The 15,244-nt window shown below is 70.9% G+C and carries 13 protein-coding genes and 1 tRNA gene; 10 read left to right on the top strand and 4 right to left on the bottom strand.

All coding sequences use genetic code 11. From position 1 onward, the window contains the following. The first annotated feature begins 168 nt into the window (after positions 1-168). From ACFHWS_RS03760 to ACFHWS_RS03745, 4 genes are all read left to right on the top strand, one after another. Complete coding sequence (locus tag ACFHWS_RS03760; RefSeq protein WP_416552236.1) at positions 169-2,346, top strand: ATP-dependent DNA helicase UvrD2; 2,178 nt, start codon at positions 169-171, stop codon at positions 2,344-2,346. 93 nt (positions 2,347-2,439) lie between these two features. Beyond that, positions 2,440-2,823, top strand: coding sequence for a hypothetical protein (locus tag ACFHWS_RS03755; protein ID WP_416567634.1), 384 nt, complete (start codon positions 2,440-2,442; stop codon positions 2,821-2,823). A gap of 138 nt (positions 2,824-2,961) precedes the next feature. After that, positions 2,962-3,366: a WhiB family transcriptional regulator gene (locus ACFHWS_RS03750; RefSeq protein WP_278167197.1), complete on the top strand. Its 405-nt coding sequence runs from the start codon at positions 2,962-2,964 to the stop codon at positions 3,364-3,366. Positions 3,367-3,451: 85 nt separating this feature from the next. Beyond that, the gene (locus tag ACFHWS_RS03745) at positions 3,452-3,595 is read left to right on the top strand and encodes a hypothetical protein (protein WP_416567633.1); all 144 of its coding nucleotides are present in this window, start codon (positions 3,452-3,454) and stop codon (positions 3,593-3,595) included. A 92-nt stretch (positions 3,596-3,687) separates the two neighbouring features. Here ACFHWS_RS03745 and ACFHWS_RS03740 read toward each other — a convergent pair whose 3' ends face one another. The 3 genes from ACFHWS_RS03740 to ACFHWS_RS03730 all read right to left on the bottom strand — a co-directional run bounded on the left by ACFHWS_RS03740 (position 3,688) and on the right by ACFHWS_RS03730 (position 6,570). After that, complete coding sequence (locus tag ACFHWS_RS03740; protein WP_416567632.1) at positions 3,688-5,016, bottom strand: ABC1 kinase family protein; 1,329 nt, start codon at positions 5,014-5,016, stop codon at positions 3,688-3,690. A gap of 10 nt (positions 5,017-5,026) precedes the next feature. After that, on the bottom strand, positions 5,027-6,133 hold the full coding sequence (locus ACFHWS_RS03735; protein WP_416552240.1) for a hypothetical protein: 1,107 nt from the start codon (positions 6,131-6,133) through the stop codon (positions 5,027-5,029). Between the two features lie 269 nt (positions 6,134-6,402). Continuing rightward, positions 6,403-6,570, bottom strand: a complete 168-nt coding sequence (locus ACFHWS_RS03730) for a DUF5679 domain-containing protein (protein ID WP_233606684.1) — start codon at positions 6,568-6,570, stop codon at positions 6,403-6,405. Positions 6,571-7,054: 484 nt separating this feature from the next. Here ACFHWS_RS03730 and ACFHWS_RS03725 point away from each other — a divergent pair, with 484 nt between their 5' ends. Continuing rightward, positions 7,055-7,585 (top strand): M48 family metallopeptidase, encoded by a 531-nt coding sequence (locus ACFHWS_RS03725; RefSeq protein ID WP_278167200.1) that lies wholly within the window; start codon positions 7,055-7,057, stop codon positions 7,583-7,585. A gap of 105 nt (positions 7,586-7,690) precedes the next feature. Next, the gene (locus ACFHWS_RS03720) at positions 7,691-8,287 is read left to right on the top strand and encodes a hypothetical protein (RefSeq protein ID WP_416552241.1); all 597 of its coding nucleotides are present in this window, start codon (positions 7,691-7,693) and stop codon (positions 8,285-8,287) included. Positions 8,288-8,302: 15 nt separating this feature from the next. Here ACFHWS_RS03720 and ACFHWS_RS03715 read toward each other — a convergent pair whose 3' ends face one another. Further along, a complete protein-coding gene (locus tag ACFHWS_RS03715) occupies positions 8,303-9,562 on the bottom strand; it encodes a zinc-dependent metalloprotease (RefSeq protein WP_416552242.1) in 1,260 nt (419 codons plus the stop codon). A 104-nt stretch (positions 9,563-9,666) separates the two neighbouring features. Between ACFHWS_RS03715 and ACFHWS_RS03710 the strand changes: the two genes are divergently transcribed. The 4 genes from ACFHWS_RS03710 to ACFHWS_RS03695 all read left to right on the top strand — a co-directional run bounded on the left by ACFHWS_RS03710 (position 9,667) and on the right by ACFHWS_RS03695 (position 15,036). Next, complete coding sequence (locus ACFHWS_RS03710; protein WP_416567631.1) at positions 9,667-10,692, top strand: PDZ domain-containing protein; 1,026 nt, start codon at positions 9,667-9,669, stop codon at positions 10,690-10,692. Between the two features lie 133 nt (positions 10,693-10,825). Continuing rightward, positions 10,826-13,798, top strand: a complete 2,973-nt coding sequence (locus ACFHWS_RS03705; protein WP_416552244.1) for a UPF0182 family protein — start codon at positions 10,826-10,828, stop codon at positions 13,796-13,798. A gap of 162 nt (positions 13,799-13,960) precedes the next feature. Then, positions 13,961-14,037 (top strand) — tRNA-Met (locus ACFHWS_RS03700). A gap of 177 nt (positions 14,038-14,214) precedes the next feature. Beyond that, the gene (locus tag ACFHWS_RS03695) at positions 14,215-15,036 is read left to right on the top strand and encodes a hypothetical protein (RefSeq protein WP_416567630.1); all 822 of its coding nucleotides are present in this window, start codon (positions 14,215-14,217) and stop codon (positions 15,034-15,036) included. Positions 15,037-15,244: the final 208 nt, after the last annotated feature.

The following is a 15,244-nucleotide window of genomic DNA, read 5'->3' as shown; positions in this document are numbered from 1 at the left end:
TCGGGCCACGGCGGGCGCTCGCCCGCCGGGTCGCCGGCCCCGGGCGGTGCCGGGGCGCAGTAGTTCCGGCCCGGGCGGCACCCGGGCTAGCCGGTGCAACGTCGCGCGAGGCTGCGATGATTCCTACCCGTGGCGGCCGATACCAACTCAGACCCAGGACCAGGCCGAGTGCTGAGCGGGCTGGACCCGGAGCAGCGTACGGCGGTGACCGCTCCGGCGGTGCCGGTCTGCATCCTGGCCGGCGCCGGCACCGGGAAGACCCGGGCGATCACCAGTCGCATCGCCTACCGGGTGCTCTCCGGCGAGATCGCCGCCCGGCACGTACTGGCGGTCACCTTCACCGCGCGGGCCGCCGCCGAGATGCGGGCCCGCCTCGGCGCGCTGAACGTGGGCGGGGTGCAGGCGCGGACGTTCCACGCCGCGGCGCTGCGCCAGGTCCGCTACTTCGCGCCCCGGCTGCTCGGCGGCCGAGAGATGCCCGAGCTGCTGGACAGCAAGGTCCGGCTGGTCACCCTCGCCGCCGGCCGGGTCGGGGTGCGCACCGACCGGGCCGCCGCCCGGGACCTGGCCGGTGAGATCGAGTGGGCGAAGTCGTCGATGGTGGAGCCGTCCGAGTACGCCGTCGCGGCGGCGAAGGCGCTGCGGGAGACTCCGCACGAGCCGGCCAAGGTGGCCGAGGTGTACGCCGGGTACGAGCAGATCAAGCGCGGCAACGGCGTGATCGACTTCGAGGACGTGCTGCGGGCGGCGATCTGGGGCATCGAGGAGCACCCGGACGTCGCCGAGCAGGTCCGGGCCCAGTACCGGCACTTCGTGGTGGATGAGTACCAGGACGTCAACCCGTTGCAGCAGCGGCTGCTCGACGCCTGGCTGGGGGAGCGGGACGACCTGACAGTGGTCGGCGATGCGAGCCAGACGATCTACTCGTTCACCGGTGCCACGTCGGCGTACCTGGTCGACTTCGCCCGGCGCTGTCGGGACGCGGTGGTGGTCCGACTGGTCCGCGACTACCGGTCGACACCGCAGGTGGTGGGGCTGGCCAACACGGTGATCAAACAGGCCCGGGGCGCCGAGGCCCGGCTGCGGCTGGAGCTGGTCGGCCAGCGTGATCCCGGCCCAGAGCCGGACGTGCGGATCTTCACCGACGAGCCGGCCGAGGCGGCGGCGGTCGCGGCGCGCTGCGCCGAGCTGATCGCGGCGGGTACGCCGGCCGCCGAGATCGCCGTGCTGTTCCGGACCAACGCCCAGTCCGAGGCGTACGAGAAGGCCCTCGCCGAGGCGGCGGTGCCGTACGTGGTGCAGGGCGCGGAGCGGTTCTTCGAACGCGCCGAGATCCGGCAGGCGATGGTCGCGCTGCGCTCGGCGGTCCGGTCGACGCCCGGGGAGACCCCGTTGACCGAGGCGGTCACCGCCGGGCTCGCCGCGGTGGGTTGGACCCCGGACCAGCCGCCGCCGGGCGGGGCGGCGCGGGAACGCTGGGAGGCGCTCGCCGCGCTGGTCCAGCTGGCCGAGGAGTTCGGCGCCCAACCGGTGCTGGTACCGGTGGGGGAGGCGGCGGTCAGCGAACGTCCGGTTCCGCTCGCCGACTTCTGCGCCGAGCTGCAGCGGCGGGCGGCGGCGCAGCACGTGCCGACCGTCGCCGGAGTCACCCTCGCGTCGCTGCACTCGGCCAAGGGCCTGGAGTGGGACGCGGTCTTCCTGGTCGGGCTCGCCGACGGGACGCTGCCCACCACGTACGCCCGCACCGCCGAGCAACTGGAGGAGGAGCGCCGGCTGCTCTACGTCGGGGTGACCCGGGCCCGGCAGTGGCTGTGGCTGTCCTACGGTGCCGCTCGGTCGCCGGGCGGGCGGGCCCGCCGGCCCTGCCGGTTCCTGCCGCAGCTGGACCGCTCGGGCGGTGGTGCCGGCGGTGCTCAGCGCGGCGGTCCGGGGGCGGGCCGCCCCGGCGAGCGCCGCCGCGGGCAGCCGGTCTCCTGCCGGGTCTGTGGGACCACGTTGCTGGCCGGCGTCGACCGCAAGCTGGGCCGGTGCGCCACCTGTCCGTCGGATCTGGACGAGGAGCTGCTGGACCGGCTGCGGGCATGGCGGTCGCGGGTCTCCGGCGAGCAGCGGGTGCCGGCGTACGTGGTGTTCACCGACGCGACCCTGTTGGCGATCGCCGAGCGGCGGCCCGGCAGCGACGCTGAGTTGCTGGCTATCGCCGGGATCGGCCCCCGCAAGCTGGGGCTCTACGGTCCGTCGGTGCACGCTCTGGTGGGCGGCGCGGCCGTAGATGATCTTGACTGGCAGAAAAGTTCGGAATCCGACCCGGAAAATGGTTTGCCCCCGGCGTCGCAAGAGGCTTAGCCTCAGGTCACACCTCGCGAGCAGTGGGTGTTCTCGCTGCTCCGTCGGGGTGGAGGGTTTTTCCGTGACGAGTCCAGGCAGGAGGTGACGACGGTGCTGAGCTACGAGAATTCCGCGCTGTCGACGCTGACCGCTGCCTGCGCTCCGACGGTCGGTGGCTATCTGGCCGCCGTCGCGCCCATCGGTCACTCGGCAGGGGCGCACCAGATCCAGATTCAGATTCAGGTCGAGCAGACCCACCGGCTCCGGCTCGCCGTGCCGACGACGGTGCCCGCCGGTCCGACCGGGCAGCACCGCACGGTCACCGGGTGGGCTGGCGTCGATCAGGGCTGGGTCCGGTTCCGGGGTGCGTCCGTAGTCGCGGCGACCACTGGCACCAGCAGCTCCGAAGGCAGCGTTCGCACCACCATCCCGGCGGCCGAAAAGCCGTTCATGGATGCTGCCCGCGGTGTTCCACCTCGAGGAAGGCCGGTCTGACACCAGACCACACCGGCTCACCTCGAGGCCGCGGAACCCGCAACCGGGATCCGCGGCCTTAGTTTTTGTCGCCGCACAGGTACGAGCAAGTCGGAAGCGATCTACGAGATCGAAGCGAAAGAAAGAGGTGACCGGGCGATGAGTCTGGCGTTTGCCACTCTCGACCGCAGCGACTACCAGCCGGGGTGCCGGCCGGCCGCAACGGGCCAGCCGGACGTCGTGGCGGAGCTGCCGTGCCGGAAGTTCGACCCTGACCTGTGGTTCTCCGACTCCCCGACCGAGCTGGAGCTGGCCAAGTCGCTCTGCGTGGACTGCCCGCTGCGGGTGGAGTGCCTCGCCGGGGCGATCGAGCGGGCCGAGCCGTGGGGCGTCTGGGGCGGCGAGATCTTCGAGCGGGGTGCGGTCGTGCCGCGCAAGCGGCCCCGGGGCCGGCCACGCAAGGAGGACCTGGCCCGCGACGCCGCCCTGCGGGGCGAGGTCGAGGCACGCATGGCGGCCAACGGGGTCGCCGGCTCCCGCGGCACCGTCCGGCTGGCGGCCTGACATGCATCGGAGCACGTTGACCACCGGCCGGGCGCCGGCACAGACAACCCACACCGCAGCACCGACCAGCACAGGAGAAGCCGTCATGCACTTGCTCACCGAAGCGCTCTCCCGGGCGCGAATGCAACCGCCTCAGGCCGGCACCGCGCGTACTGAGGCACCCCGATCCGCCCGCACCGTCGCCATGCAGGCCCGGCACCTCTGGGCCCGCAGCCTGAGCGGGCGCTGACCGAACCCGGTCCCCGCTGAACACAGCGGGGACCGGGCACTATCCGTCTACCAGGCCATGAGTCTGACCACGGCCCCGGCCGTCCGTGCGGGTCAGCCGGTCGGGGCGAAACCCGGCAGCCAGCGCCGCACCACGTCCCGGTACCGGGCCCGGGCCTCCAGCTGGCTGAGCACCCCGATCGAGCCGAGCGTCACCCGGTGGATCAACAGATAGGCCGGCGGGAGGTTGAGATGCCGGCTCAGCTGGTACGCCGGCGACTTCGGGTTGGCCAGCCGGGCCGCCTCGTCGCGCAGCCACTGCCGGGTGAATTGGAACTCCTCGGCCGCCAGCGGCGCCAGCATCGGCAGCAGGAAGTCGAGCACCGCCGGGGCGTCGATCGGGTCGTCCGGTTTGATGAAACCCTCGTCGCGCAGCCCGGTCACCACCGCGTCGGAGTCCCCGTCGAGCGCCAGCCGGACCAGCCGGCCGATCGGCTCGGGGTGCCCGCCGGGCAGCCGGGCCACGGCGCCGAAGTCGACCACGCCGAGCCGGCCGTCGTCGAGCAGTCGGAAGTTGCCCGGATGCGGGTCGGCGTGCAGCAGCCCGGCCCGAGCCGGCGCGGAGAAGTGCAGCACCGCCATCAGCAGCCCGGCCCGGTCGCGTTGGTCAGCCGTACCGGAAGAGATGATTTTCGAAAGCGGGACGCCGTCGATCCACTCGGTGACCAGCACCCGGGGCGCGGCGGCGAGTACCGCCGGCACCATGATCTGGTCGTCGTCGGCGTACGCGACGGCGAACGCCCGCTGCGACTCCGCCTCCAGCTCGTAGTCCAGCTCCTCGGCCAGCCGGTCCCGTAGCTCGTTCAGCAGCGGCTTGATGTCCAGCCCGGGCTGGATCGCCCGGAACATGGTGCTCAGCCGGGACAACTGCTTGAAGTCGGCGAGCAGGGCGTCGCCGGCCCCCGGGTACTGCACCTTGACCGCCACCGGCCGGCCCGCTGCGGAGCCGTCGTGCCACACCGCCCGGTGCACCTGGCCGATGCTGGCCGCGGCGGCCGGACGGTCGTCGAACTCGACAAACCGTTCCCGCCAGTCGGCGCCGAGCTGCTCGGCCAGCACCTTGTGCACCGATCCGGCGGGCAACGGCGGAGCGGCCTCCTGCAGTTTGGTCAAGGCCTGGCGGTACGGGGCGGCGAGCTCGTCCGGCAGCGCCGCCTCGAACACCGACAGCGCCTGTCCCGCCTTCATCGCACCACCCTTGAGCTGCCCGAGTACGCTGAACAGCTGCTCGGCGGTGCGTTCCTGGATCTCGGTGGAGATCACGTCGGAGGCGAGCCCGGTGACCCGCTTGCCCAGCCCCAGGACGGTGCGGCCGGCGAAGCCGATCGGCAGCGCGGCGAGTTTGGCGGTCCTGGACACGGCCCAGCGCGGGATATCGGTCACCTGGCCATTGTTACCGACGATCGCGTACCGCGACCCCTCCCTGAGCGTGGCTCATGCCACCAACCCCCTGCGCGTGACCCACGCCATCGGCAGGGCTCCGCCCCGGGGTGCAGCGGCGCGGCCGGCGCCGGTGGCAGTGGCAATCCTGGTGGGCCGGCCAGGCCCGGCGCCGCAGCCGGGCTGGGGCGTGCACCTCGATCGCCGCCCCGATCGTCTCCGGGCTACCACCGTCGACGAACGCCAGGATCTCGGCCGTCCCGACACTCACCGCGGCCAGCAGGGTCGCCGAGTCGCAGATCGTCGCCGGGCCGATCGCGCACAACTGGGACGCCAGCTGCGGCCAGCCCGGATCCCGGTCCCGACGGTGCAGGTCCAGGCAGTTCAGGCACGGGGTACCGGTCGGCGGCACGAGCGGGCCGACTGCCGGCGTCCGGTCCCGGATGTCGACCAGCAGGTGGGCCTGCCGGTGCCGGGCGTAGCTCGCGGCGAGCAGGTTGGCCGGCCGGTCGGCGCCGAGCAGCACCGTCAGGGTGGCCTGGCCGCGCCGTACCGGGCGGGTCTCGACTCCCGGGACGGCCCGGCTGACGGCGGTGGCGACGGCTTCCCGGGCATCGCGAGTACCGGCCAGGTCGATGGCGACGTGGCCGATCCCCGCCTCGGCCACCGCGACGGCCAGCGGCCGGGCCAGCCGGCCCCGGCCGGTCAGCACGATCCGGGCGGCGGCCCGTCGCCGCAGGATCTGCGCCGGGGTGCCGGGAAGCTCGTCGCGGCGCAGCGCCAGGGCGGTCGCCTCTGCGGTCAACCGGTGCCGGGCGTGCTCTGGCAGGTTCGCTGGCAGCAGAGTGTGCGCGCCGACGATCAGGCCCCGGGCGATCAGCATGTCCAGCAGATGCCGGGCCTGGTCGGCCGGGACGCCGAGCCGGGCGGCGTGGTCCAGTACGGCGCGGGTCGACCGGCTGCCGTCGAGGAGGTCGAGCAGCTGGGACTGTGCCGGGTCGGTGAGGTCGAGCAGTACGGCGTGCGTCGGATCCGAGCCGAGCTGCAGGGTGGCGCGGTCCCGCCAGAGGCGGGCCAGGCCGGGCAACAGAGTCGGCCTGAGCAGGGGATTGGTGGGCATGAACAACAGGCTGTCACCGTAACGAAACGCCCGTTGGCTCGTTATCCACAGCCTGTGCCCCGCGCGTCCTCGGTTATCCACAGATTCCGGCGAGTTTTCCACAGCCCTGTCGGGGTGGTGTCGCGGCTCGGACATGACGCAGCGTAGAGCGGTGCGCCACTCGATGTTGGTCGGGTGTTTTGTGGCGGGCCGCTCTACGCTGCGTCGGGCGGGTCCGGCCACGCGTCGAAGGGGCGGCCGGAGCCGCCCCTTCGACGCAGCGCCGCAAGTCAGACCTTGGCTTTGCCCAAGATCCGGTTGACTGTTGTGCCGCAGACCGGGCACTTGCCCTTGGCCATGTTCATGCCGGTCTTCGACACCTCGACAGTGCCCTCGAAATCGCGCTTCTCCTTGCACTTCACGCAGTAACCGTTGTAGGTCTGGGCCTGGTCGGCCACGGTGCCCCTCCTCGTCTCCTCGCCGGGTGGTTGCAGACCCGGCGTGCACCCGCTCGCGGCGACCGTCGGCGGCGCCGCGCGCTGGGATTTTCTCCGCGGCCACTGTTGACCGCCGGTCCGCGGACCCTACCCAGGACTGGGCGGTTCCATGTCAACAATTCACCGACACTGTGAGTAAGTCGACGTCGAGAGTGTGCATGCCGCAATAGATCGGATAAGTCAGATTCGCAGTGACACGCCGGGAGAAGATCCGCAGGCGATCGTGGGCCGGGGGGTGGAGGTGAAAACCTCTTCGTGATCGCCTACGGTGACCTTGAGCGGCTCGGGCGCGACGTACGGCGGTCGAGTGGGTAACTTTTTTCGCGACAATCGGCCCCAAAAGGGGTGATTCACCCTCGATACGCCGTGTTGCCTCTTGCGTTCCCCTGGTCAGTACGGATTAGCGTGCCATCGTGAGCGAAACCCGGGGCTGCGCGGGCCGCTGATGGCAGGGGCGCGTAAGCCGGTCGTCGAGGTGCGGCGCAGCCAGCGCCGACGCCGGACGGTGTCCGCGTACCGGGAGGGCGAACGCGTCGTCATCCTCATCCCGGACCAGTTCTCCCGGGCCGAGGAGACCGAGTGGGTGGACCGGATGCTCGCCCGGCTGGCGGCCCGGGAGGAACGCCTTCGCCGGTCAGACAGTGAGTTGATCGGCCGGGCCCGCCGGCTGGTCGACCGCTACCTGCCGGAACACGCCCGGGTCGTGGTCCCGGCGAGCGTCCGGTGGGTGACCAACCAGAACAGCCGCTGGGGGTCGTGCACCCCGGCGGACCGGACCATTCGGATATCCCACCGGATCCAGGAGATGCCGGACTGGGTCATCGACTACGTCCTGCTGCACGAGTTGGCGCACCTGGTCGTACCGAGCCACAACGCCCGGTTCTGGGAGCTCGTCGGCCGCTACCCAAAGGCGGAACGGGCCCGTGGCTACCTGGAAGGGGTGGCGGCGGCCAGCGGTTTCGTCCTGGCCGACTGACCGACCTGCCGGCCGCACCGACTACGCCAGCCGCACCGACTACGCCAACCACGCCGGGTACGCCCCGGACCTGCCGGGTACGCCGCCGCCGCTAGAGTGGGTCAGATGCGCCGTGCCGTGGTCATTCTTCTCGACCTGGTCGACTGGTCCCCACCCGGCACCGATCCCGCCGCCTGGCGGGCCGCCCTGGCCGAGGACATGGTCGACCTGCTCGCCACCCTGAGCCAGGTGGAACCGGCGATCGCCGCGAGCAACGCGGACCTGCCGTTGGCCAGGTCGATCGCCTGGCCCGACATGCCGATCCATCCGCTGCCGGAGATCTCGGTCAACGCGGCGCTGGCCGCCGTCGCGGCACACGGCTACGACCAGGCGGCGGTGCTCGCCGCCGACGCACCGGACCTGCCCGGCCTGCTGATCGGCAAGCTGCTGCGACCGATCACCACCCGGCCGGTGGCGGTGGCTCCGACCGGTGGCGACGGCGGGGGACTGCTCGGCGTGGCGGCCCAACTGCCGGCTCCGGACTGGCTGCCGCCGCTGACCCTCGCCGCCGATCCGCAGGCCGTCCGGGCAGCGGCGCCGCACCCGGGACAGGTGGCGGTGACGCCGCCCTGGCGTCGGTTGCGGGGCCCGGCGGACCTGGCGGCCCTGAACCCGGCCGTCGAAGGCTGGGAGACCACCCGCGCGCTGCTGACCACCGGCTGAACCCGGGCCTATCGGTCAGCGGGGCCCGTCGGCCGGCGGCTCCGGCTGCCCCGGCGGCTCGCTGCCAAAGTCGATGTCACCGAGGTCGAAGTCGGTCTTCGCCTGGGCGAACGCCTCCGGGTCGGCGAAGTCGTCGTCCGACGGCAGCAGATCGGGGTGGCTCCACAACGCGTCCCGGCCGTCAACCCCACGATGGGTGTCCAGCGCGGCCCACAGCGCGGCCGCCTCGCGCAGCCGGCGGGGCCGCAATTCCAGCCCGACCAGGGCGGCGAAGGTCTGCTCCGCCGGCCCGCCGGCCGCCCGCCGACGCCGGAACGCCTCGGCCAGCTTCACGACGTTCGGTAGCCGGTCCCCGGCAGCGCTGTCGACGACGTGACACACCCAGCCCTCGATCAGCGCGAGGACCGTCTCGATCCGGGCCAACGACGCCTGCTGGGCGGGGGTGTCCTCGGGAGTGAAGATCCCCTCCATGGCGATCTCCTGCATCGACTCCGGATTCATCGGGTCGACCCGGCCGAGGGCGTCCTCGATCGCCTCCCGGTTGACGGTGATCCCGGACGCGTAGGTCTCCACCGCGGCCAGCACGTGCCCCCGCAACCACGACACATGCTCGAAGAGGCGCTGGTGGGCCGCCTCGCGCAGCGCCACGTACAGCCGGACCTCCTCCTCGGGCAGCTCCAGGCCGGACCCGTACGCCCGAATGTTGGCCGGCAGCAGCGCGGCGGTGCCGGCCGGGCCCAGCGGCAGCCCGATGTCGCTGGCCGACAGCACCTCGGTGGCGAGCGAGCCGAGCGCCTGGCCTAGCTGACCGCCGAACAGGGCCCCGCCGAGAGTGGTCATCATGGCGTGCATCGGGCCGAGCTGGCTGCGGGCCTCCGGCGGAACGAGGTCGCCCATCGCGCCGACCATCCGACCGGCCACCGGGTCGCAGAGCTTGCGCCACACGTCGAGCGTCCGGTAAATCCACTCGTTGCGGTTCCACGCCGCCGACGTGCGGGTCCCGGACGGGAACGTCGACGACGACTCGAGCCACAGGTCGGCGACGCGTAGCGACTCCTCGACGGTGTGCCACTCGTGCGGGTTGACCGACGGGTCACCCTCGGCGGCGAGTTGGCTGGCCGCCACCTGCCGGGCCAGGTCCCAGTTCACCGGACCGCTGCCCGGAGCGGCGAGCAGCTGCTGCAGCTGCGCCATGAACTGCTGCATCTGCCGTGGGTCGTTGGGGTCCGGAGGCTGGCCGCCGGGGAGCTGGAAGCCGAACGGAATATCAGGCACGCCCTCCACGGTACGCGGGCCACCGGCCGCAACGCCGCCGGTGCGTTCCGCTCAGCGCGAAGCTCCGCGTCACAGGCCCGACCGCAGTCGGTACGCTCAGGCGCATGAGACGTCGCGGTGTCACGGTCATCCTCGGCGCGCTGCTCACCGCACTGCTCGCCTACGCCGTGCTCGCCGCACCGGTCCCGTACGTGGTGCTGGGCCCCGGGCCGACGGTCGACACACTCGGCACCGACGACGGCGCGGACGTCATCCAGATCACCGGGACCGACACCTCGACCTCGGCCGGGCAGCTGCGGCTCACCACCGTCGGCGTACGCCCCAACGTGGGGCTGCGGGAGGCGGTCGCCGGCTGGCTGAGCGACGCCGAGGCGGTGGTGCCGTACGAGGTGATCTACCCGCCGGGGCAGACCCAGGAAGAGGTCGAGGAGCGCAACGCCGAGGACTTCGCGGCGTCGCAGACCAGCGCCGAGACCGCGGCGCTGCGCCAGCTCGGCTACCCGGTGCAGGTGCTGGTGAGGGCGGTCGCCCCGGACGGGGCGTCGGTCGGGCTGCTCGACGTCGACGACGTGATCACCTCGGTCGACGGCACGCCGGTCAGCTCGGCGACCCAGCTGACCGAGCTGATCCGGGCCGAGCCGGAAGGCAGCACGCTGACCATCGGCTACACCCGCGACGGCCAGTCGGCCACCGCCGAGATCACCACTCGGGCCAGTGACGGCGGCCCACCCCGGATCGGCATCGAGATCACCGAGGAGCAGCCCAGGCCGTTCCAGCTGACCATCGACCTCGACGAGATCGGCGGGCCGAGCGCCGGGCTGATGTTCGCCCTGGGCATCATCGACAAGCTCGAACCCGAGGACCTCACCGGAGGCAAGATCATCGCGGGGACCGGGACCATCGACAACGAGGGCAACGTCGGCGCGATCGGTGGTATCCCGCAGAAGCTGGTAGGAGCCAAGGAAGCGGGTGCGGTCGCCTTCCTCGTCCCGCGGGCCAACTGCGCCGAAGCGGTCGCGAACGCCGTACCCGACCTGCCGCTGCTGCGGGTGGCCACCCTCGACGAGGCGCTCGACGCGCTGGACCGGCTGCGTACCGGCGAGAAGCCGACGCTCTGCGGCAGCGACTGACACCCCGGTCAGGTCCACCTCAACCGGCCTTGAGGTGGACACACCCCGTAGTCTTGGTGCCTGATCGCCCAGCGGATCACACCAACGTGCGGAGTACCTAGTCGTGGTCATGCGTAGCAGCCCAATGCCCGGAATGAGCCGACGTGGCCGGGTCACCGTCGGCGTACTCATCGGGATCTTCCTTCTCTTCACCCTGCTCGGCTGGGGGGTGAACGCATGGACCGACTGGTTGTGGTTCGAGGAGGTCGACTACACCCAGGTCTTCACCGGCGTGCTGTTCACCCGACTGCTGCTGTTCGCGGCGGTCGGCCTGGCCATGGCACTGGTGGTCGCGGCCAACCTGTGGCTGGCGTACCGGCTGCGGCCGGCGCTGCGACCGCACTCGCCGGAACAGGTCAGCCTGGAGCGCTACCGGATGCTGCTCAGCCCCCGGATCGGCATCTGGATCACCGCGGCCGCAGCCCTGGTCGGCGTCTTCGCCGGGCTGTCCGCGCAGAACCGGTGGAGCCAGTGGCTGCTGTTCCGCAACTCCCAGGAGTTCGGCGTCACCGACCCGGAGTTCGGCATCGACATCGGCTTCTACGTCTTCGAGTACCCGTTCCTGCGCTACCTGCTCGGCCTGGCGTTCACCGCCGTGGTGCTGTCGGTGATCGGCGCGCTCGCCGTGCACTACCTCTACGGCGGTGTACGGCTGCAGGGCATCGGCGACCGGATGACCACCGCCGCGCGGGCCCACCTGACCACGCTGGTCGCCGTCTTCGTACTGCTCAAGGCGGTCGCCTACGTGCTCGACCGGCGCGGCATGCTGCTGGAGTACAACGAGCAGGCGCGCATCTACGGCGCCGGCTACGCCGACATCAACGCACTGCTGCCGGCGAAGGAGATCCTGGCGTACATCTCGATCGTGGTGGCGATTGCGATCATCGTGTTCTCCAACGCGGTGATGCGCAACCTGGTCTGGCCGGGCATCTCGCTGGCGCTGCTCGGCATCTCCGCCGTGGCGATCGGTGGCATCTACCCGTGGGCGGTGCAGACCTTCGAGGTCAACCCGAGCCTGCGGGACAAGGAGGCGGCGTTCATCGAACGGGGCATCGTCGCCACCCGGGAAGCGTTCGGGCTGGACATCAGCCAGCAGACGCCGTACCCGGCGACGAACCTGACGCCGCCGGAGAGCCTGGCCACCGACACCGCGGTGGTGCCCAACATCCGGCTGCTCGACCCGCAGCTGGTCTCCGAGACCTACACCCAGCTGCAGCAGGTGCGTGGCTTCTACGACTTCGGCACCAAGCTGGACATCGACCGCTACACCATCGACGACGAGAGGCAGGACTACGTCGTCGGCATGCGGGAGATCAACTACAGCGAGCTGACCGAGCAGCAGAGCAACTGGCTCAACCGGCACACCGTCTTCACCCACGGGTACGGCATGGTCGGCGCGCCGGCCAACCGGGTGGTCTGCGGCGGGCAGCCGTACTTCGTCTCCGGCTTCCTCGGCGACCAGGCCCAGGAGCAGTGCTCCTCGGCGACCGAGCGGATCCCGGTCGAGCAGCCGCGGATCTACTACGGCGAGCAGATGGACGGCACCGACTATGCCATCGTCGGCTCGCCCGGCGACAGCAACGTCGAGTTCGACCGGCCGACCTCCAGCGGCGGCGAGCAGTACTACACCTACACCGGCACCGGCGGGGTCGAGGTCGGTTCGTTCGGCCGCAAACTGCTGTACGCGATCAAGGAGCAGGAGACCAACTTTCTGCTCTCCGAGGCGGTCAACGAGAACTCCAAGCTGCTGTACATCCGCAACCCACGGGACCGGGTGGAGAAGGTCGCCCCGTTCCTGACCATGGACGGCGACCCGTACCCCGCGGTGGTCGACGGCCGGATCCAGTGGATCGTCGACGGCTACACCACCTCGGCGACGTACCCGTACTCGGAGCGGGTGAACCTGCAGGTGGAGACCGCCGACGAGCTCACCGGCCAGGGCACCTTCGTGCTGGCCCGGGAGAACGTCAACTACATCCGCAACTCGGTCAAGGCCACCGTCGACGCGTACGACGGCACCGTCCGGCTCTACGAGTTCGACGAGAACGACCCGGTGCTCAAGGCCTGGAACGCGGCGTTCGGCGGCGACCTGGTCATCCCGAAGGCGGAAACGCCGCAGGAGCTGGTCGACCACTTCCGCTACCCGGCGGACCTGTTCAAGGTGCAGCGCAACCTGCTGGCCCGCTACCACGTCACCAACCCGGCCGAGTTCTTCTCCGGGCAGGACTTCTGGGAGGTGCCGAACGTCCCGGACTCGCCGGACAGCGAGGTCAAGCAGCCGCCGTACTACCTGATGACCCAGCTGCCGGAGCAGGACGAGCCACGGTTCCAGCTGACCTCGGCGGTGACCCCGGCCGGCCGGCAGAACCTGGCCGCGCTGATCTCCGGGTCGTACGTCGACGGACAGCCACAGCTGCAGGTGCTGGAGCTGCCCGACCAGACGGCGATCTCCGGCCCGGTGCAGGTGCACCAGCGGATGACCAACAACGCGGCCATCCGGCAGCAGCTGAACTTGCTGTCGTCGAACCAGGCGCAGGTGCAGTACGGCAACCTGCTGTCGCTGCCGTTCGGCAACGGCATGCTCTACGTCGAGCCGGTCTACGTGAAGAGCAACCAGACCAACGCGTACCCGCTGCTGCAGCGGGTGCTGCTCTCCTACGGTGACGGCGGCTCGTACGTGGTGCTGGCCAACAGCGTGCAGGACGGCATCCGGCAGCTGATCGAGCAGGCGGAGGCGGGTGGTGCGCCGACGACCCCGCCAGAGGGCGAAGGCGAGGGTGAGGGCGAGGAGCCCGGCGGCACCCCGAGCCCGACGCCGTCGACCCCGGTCGACCCGGGTCTGGTGACCCCGGAGCTGCAGGCGGCCGCCGCCGAGGTCAGCGCCGCGATCGACGAGGCCCGCGCCGCGCAGGCGGCCGGTGACTTCCAGCGGTACGGTGAGGCACTGGCCCGGCTGGACGCCGCGATGACGGCGTTCCAGGCGGCGCAGCAGGCGGCCGGGGTGGGCGGTGCCCAGCCGCCGTCCACCGACCCGTCACCGAGTGCCGACCCGTCACCGACCGGCTGACGCCAACTGACTGACGCCAACTGACTGACGCCGAACTGGCCTCGGTGATCCGGACTTGTCCGCTTTTGTGGGTGGACCAGGGTGGGATCACCGAGGCCAGTCGGTCAGTACGGGGGTCGTTTTGCGGCGGGCTGACGGTATGCGCTAGGGTTAACTCATCGCCGCGGGGTGGAGCAGTTCGGTAGCTCGCTGGGCTCATAACCCAGAGGTCGCAGGTTCAAATCCTGTCCCCGCTACCATGGTGAACGGCCCGCCAGGGATATCCCTGGCGGGCCGTTTCGCGTACCGGACTCCCGCCCAGCCCCGTTGAGCCCTCGTCGCCCTCAGGTGCCCGCCGAGACGGCTATCGGACTGAAGCCGTGTTCGTGCCGTCGGGGGACAGCCACACGGGAATCAGAGCGCTACAGTGACACAGTATGCGAGCGATCCACACTGGTCGGATACAGTCGCTGCTCGCCTGCCTCGTACTGATGACGATCGTGATCGCCGATCCGGCACGGAGCCTGGCCGACGAGCCGCTGGATCAGGAAGCGTCCACGCTGGTTTGCCTGTCGCCCCAGCATCATCAGCAGGTCGGCCGGGCTGCTGAGTTGCTCGGCCTGGTCGAGTCGGTAAGCGGGGACCGGGTGGTGGTGGACGGGCAACGGGTGGCGATCGCGCGATGGCGGGACACGCATCGGGCCGACTTCGACACCGCCTGCGCCACCATGGTCGCGGCGTTCAGCATCGATCCAGACGCAGCACGCGCCGGGCCGACCTCCGAGATGCGTGGCTTGCTGATCGGTGGCGCACTCACCTTGGTGTCCGCTCTGATCAGCGCGTTGTTCACCAGTGTGCTGACGACCGGCGTCCACCGACGGACTGAGGCGCGCCAGCAGGCCGCCCAGCTTCGGGTGGCCGTGGCCGAGTTCATTCGGGCAGCCGACGAGTCTCTCACCCGGTACGCGGATGCCTCCGCCAGACAACCGAAGGGGACCAGCCTCGACGAGCCCCGCCTCCGGCTGATGCTGCATCTCGATGCCCTGCCGGCGGTCCTGGGCCCATCGATGGAGGTGATCCGTGATTCTGTCGAGAAGTTCTGTGAGTCGATGCGCGATTCGTGGTCCGGGCCGGACCGATCGGCGGACAGTCCTCGGGTACGGGAGGCGCGGACCGGCTTGATGCACCTGCGAACGGCGGTCGAACAGGCAGCTCGAGAGGCGGAGCGGGCTGCTGGTGTCATCGGCTTGCGACGGTGACAACAGCAGCGGCGTGATGGGAGGGCATCGTGATGACACAGACCAGCAGTGCTCATGCGGGTAGGCCTGAGGAGATTCCGAACCCCTTCGAACTGCCCCCCGTACTGGGTCAGTCCCTCCGTGCGCTGCGACCGTGGCACGACAGGGAACACGAGGCGTACTACCTCCCAGTGGACAGAGCCGAGGAGGGATACCGCAGCTTCGTCAA

Origin of the sequence: Micromonospora sp. LOL_013, assembly GCF_048060315.1 — a bacterium.
In the GTDB taxonomy this organism is placed as follows: Bacteria; Actinomycetota; Actinomycetes; order Mycobacteriales; family Micromonosporaceae; genus Micromonospora_E.
Note: the sequence above shows the minus strand (reverse complement) of the source record. Positions and strands in the feature narration are given on the sequence as shown.

Bases quoted from the DNA above. Each gene is read 5' to 3' on its own strand.
- ACFHWS_RS03725 (WP_278167200.1), top strand. From the start codon at position 7,055: ATGGCAGGGGCGCGTAAGCCGGTCGTCGAGGTGCGGCGCAGCCAGCGC.
- ACFHWS_RS03710 (WP_416567631.1), top strand. From the start codon at position 9,667: ATGAGACGTCGCGGTGTCACGGTCATCCTCGGCGCGCTGCTCACCGCA.
- ACFHWS_RS03745 (WP_416567633.1), top strand. From the start codon at position 3,452: ATGCACTTGCTCACCGAAGCGCTCTCCCGGGCGCGAATGCAACCGCCT.
- ACFHWS_RS03705 (WP_416552244.1), top strand. From the start codon at position 10,826: ATGAGCCGACGTGGCCGGGTCACCGTCGGCGTACTCATCGGGATCTTC.
- ACFHWS_RS03720 (WP_416552241.1), top strand. From the start codon at position 7,691: ATGCGCCGTGCCGTGGTCATTCTTCTCGACCTGGTCGACTGGTCCCCA.
- ACFHWS_RS03735 (WP_416552240.1), bottom strand. From the start codon at position 6,133: ATGCCCACCAATCCCCTGCTCAGGCCGACTCTGTTGCCCGGCCTGGCC.
- ACFHWS_RS03695 (WP_416567630.1), top strand. From the start codon at position 14,215: ATGCGAGCGATCCACACTGGTCGGATACAGTCGCTGCTCGCCTGCCTC.
- ACFHWS_RS03750 (WP_278167197.1), top strand. From the start codon at position 2,962: ATGAGTCTGGCGTTTGCCACTCTCGACCGCAGCGACTACCAGCCGGGG.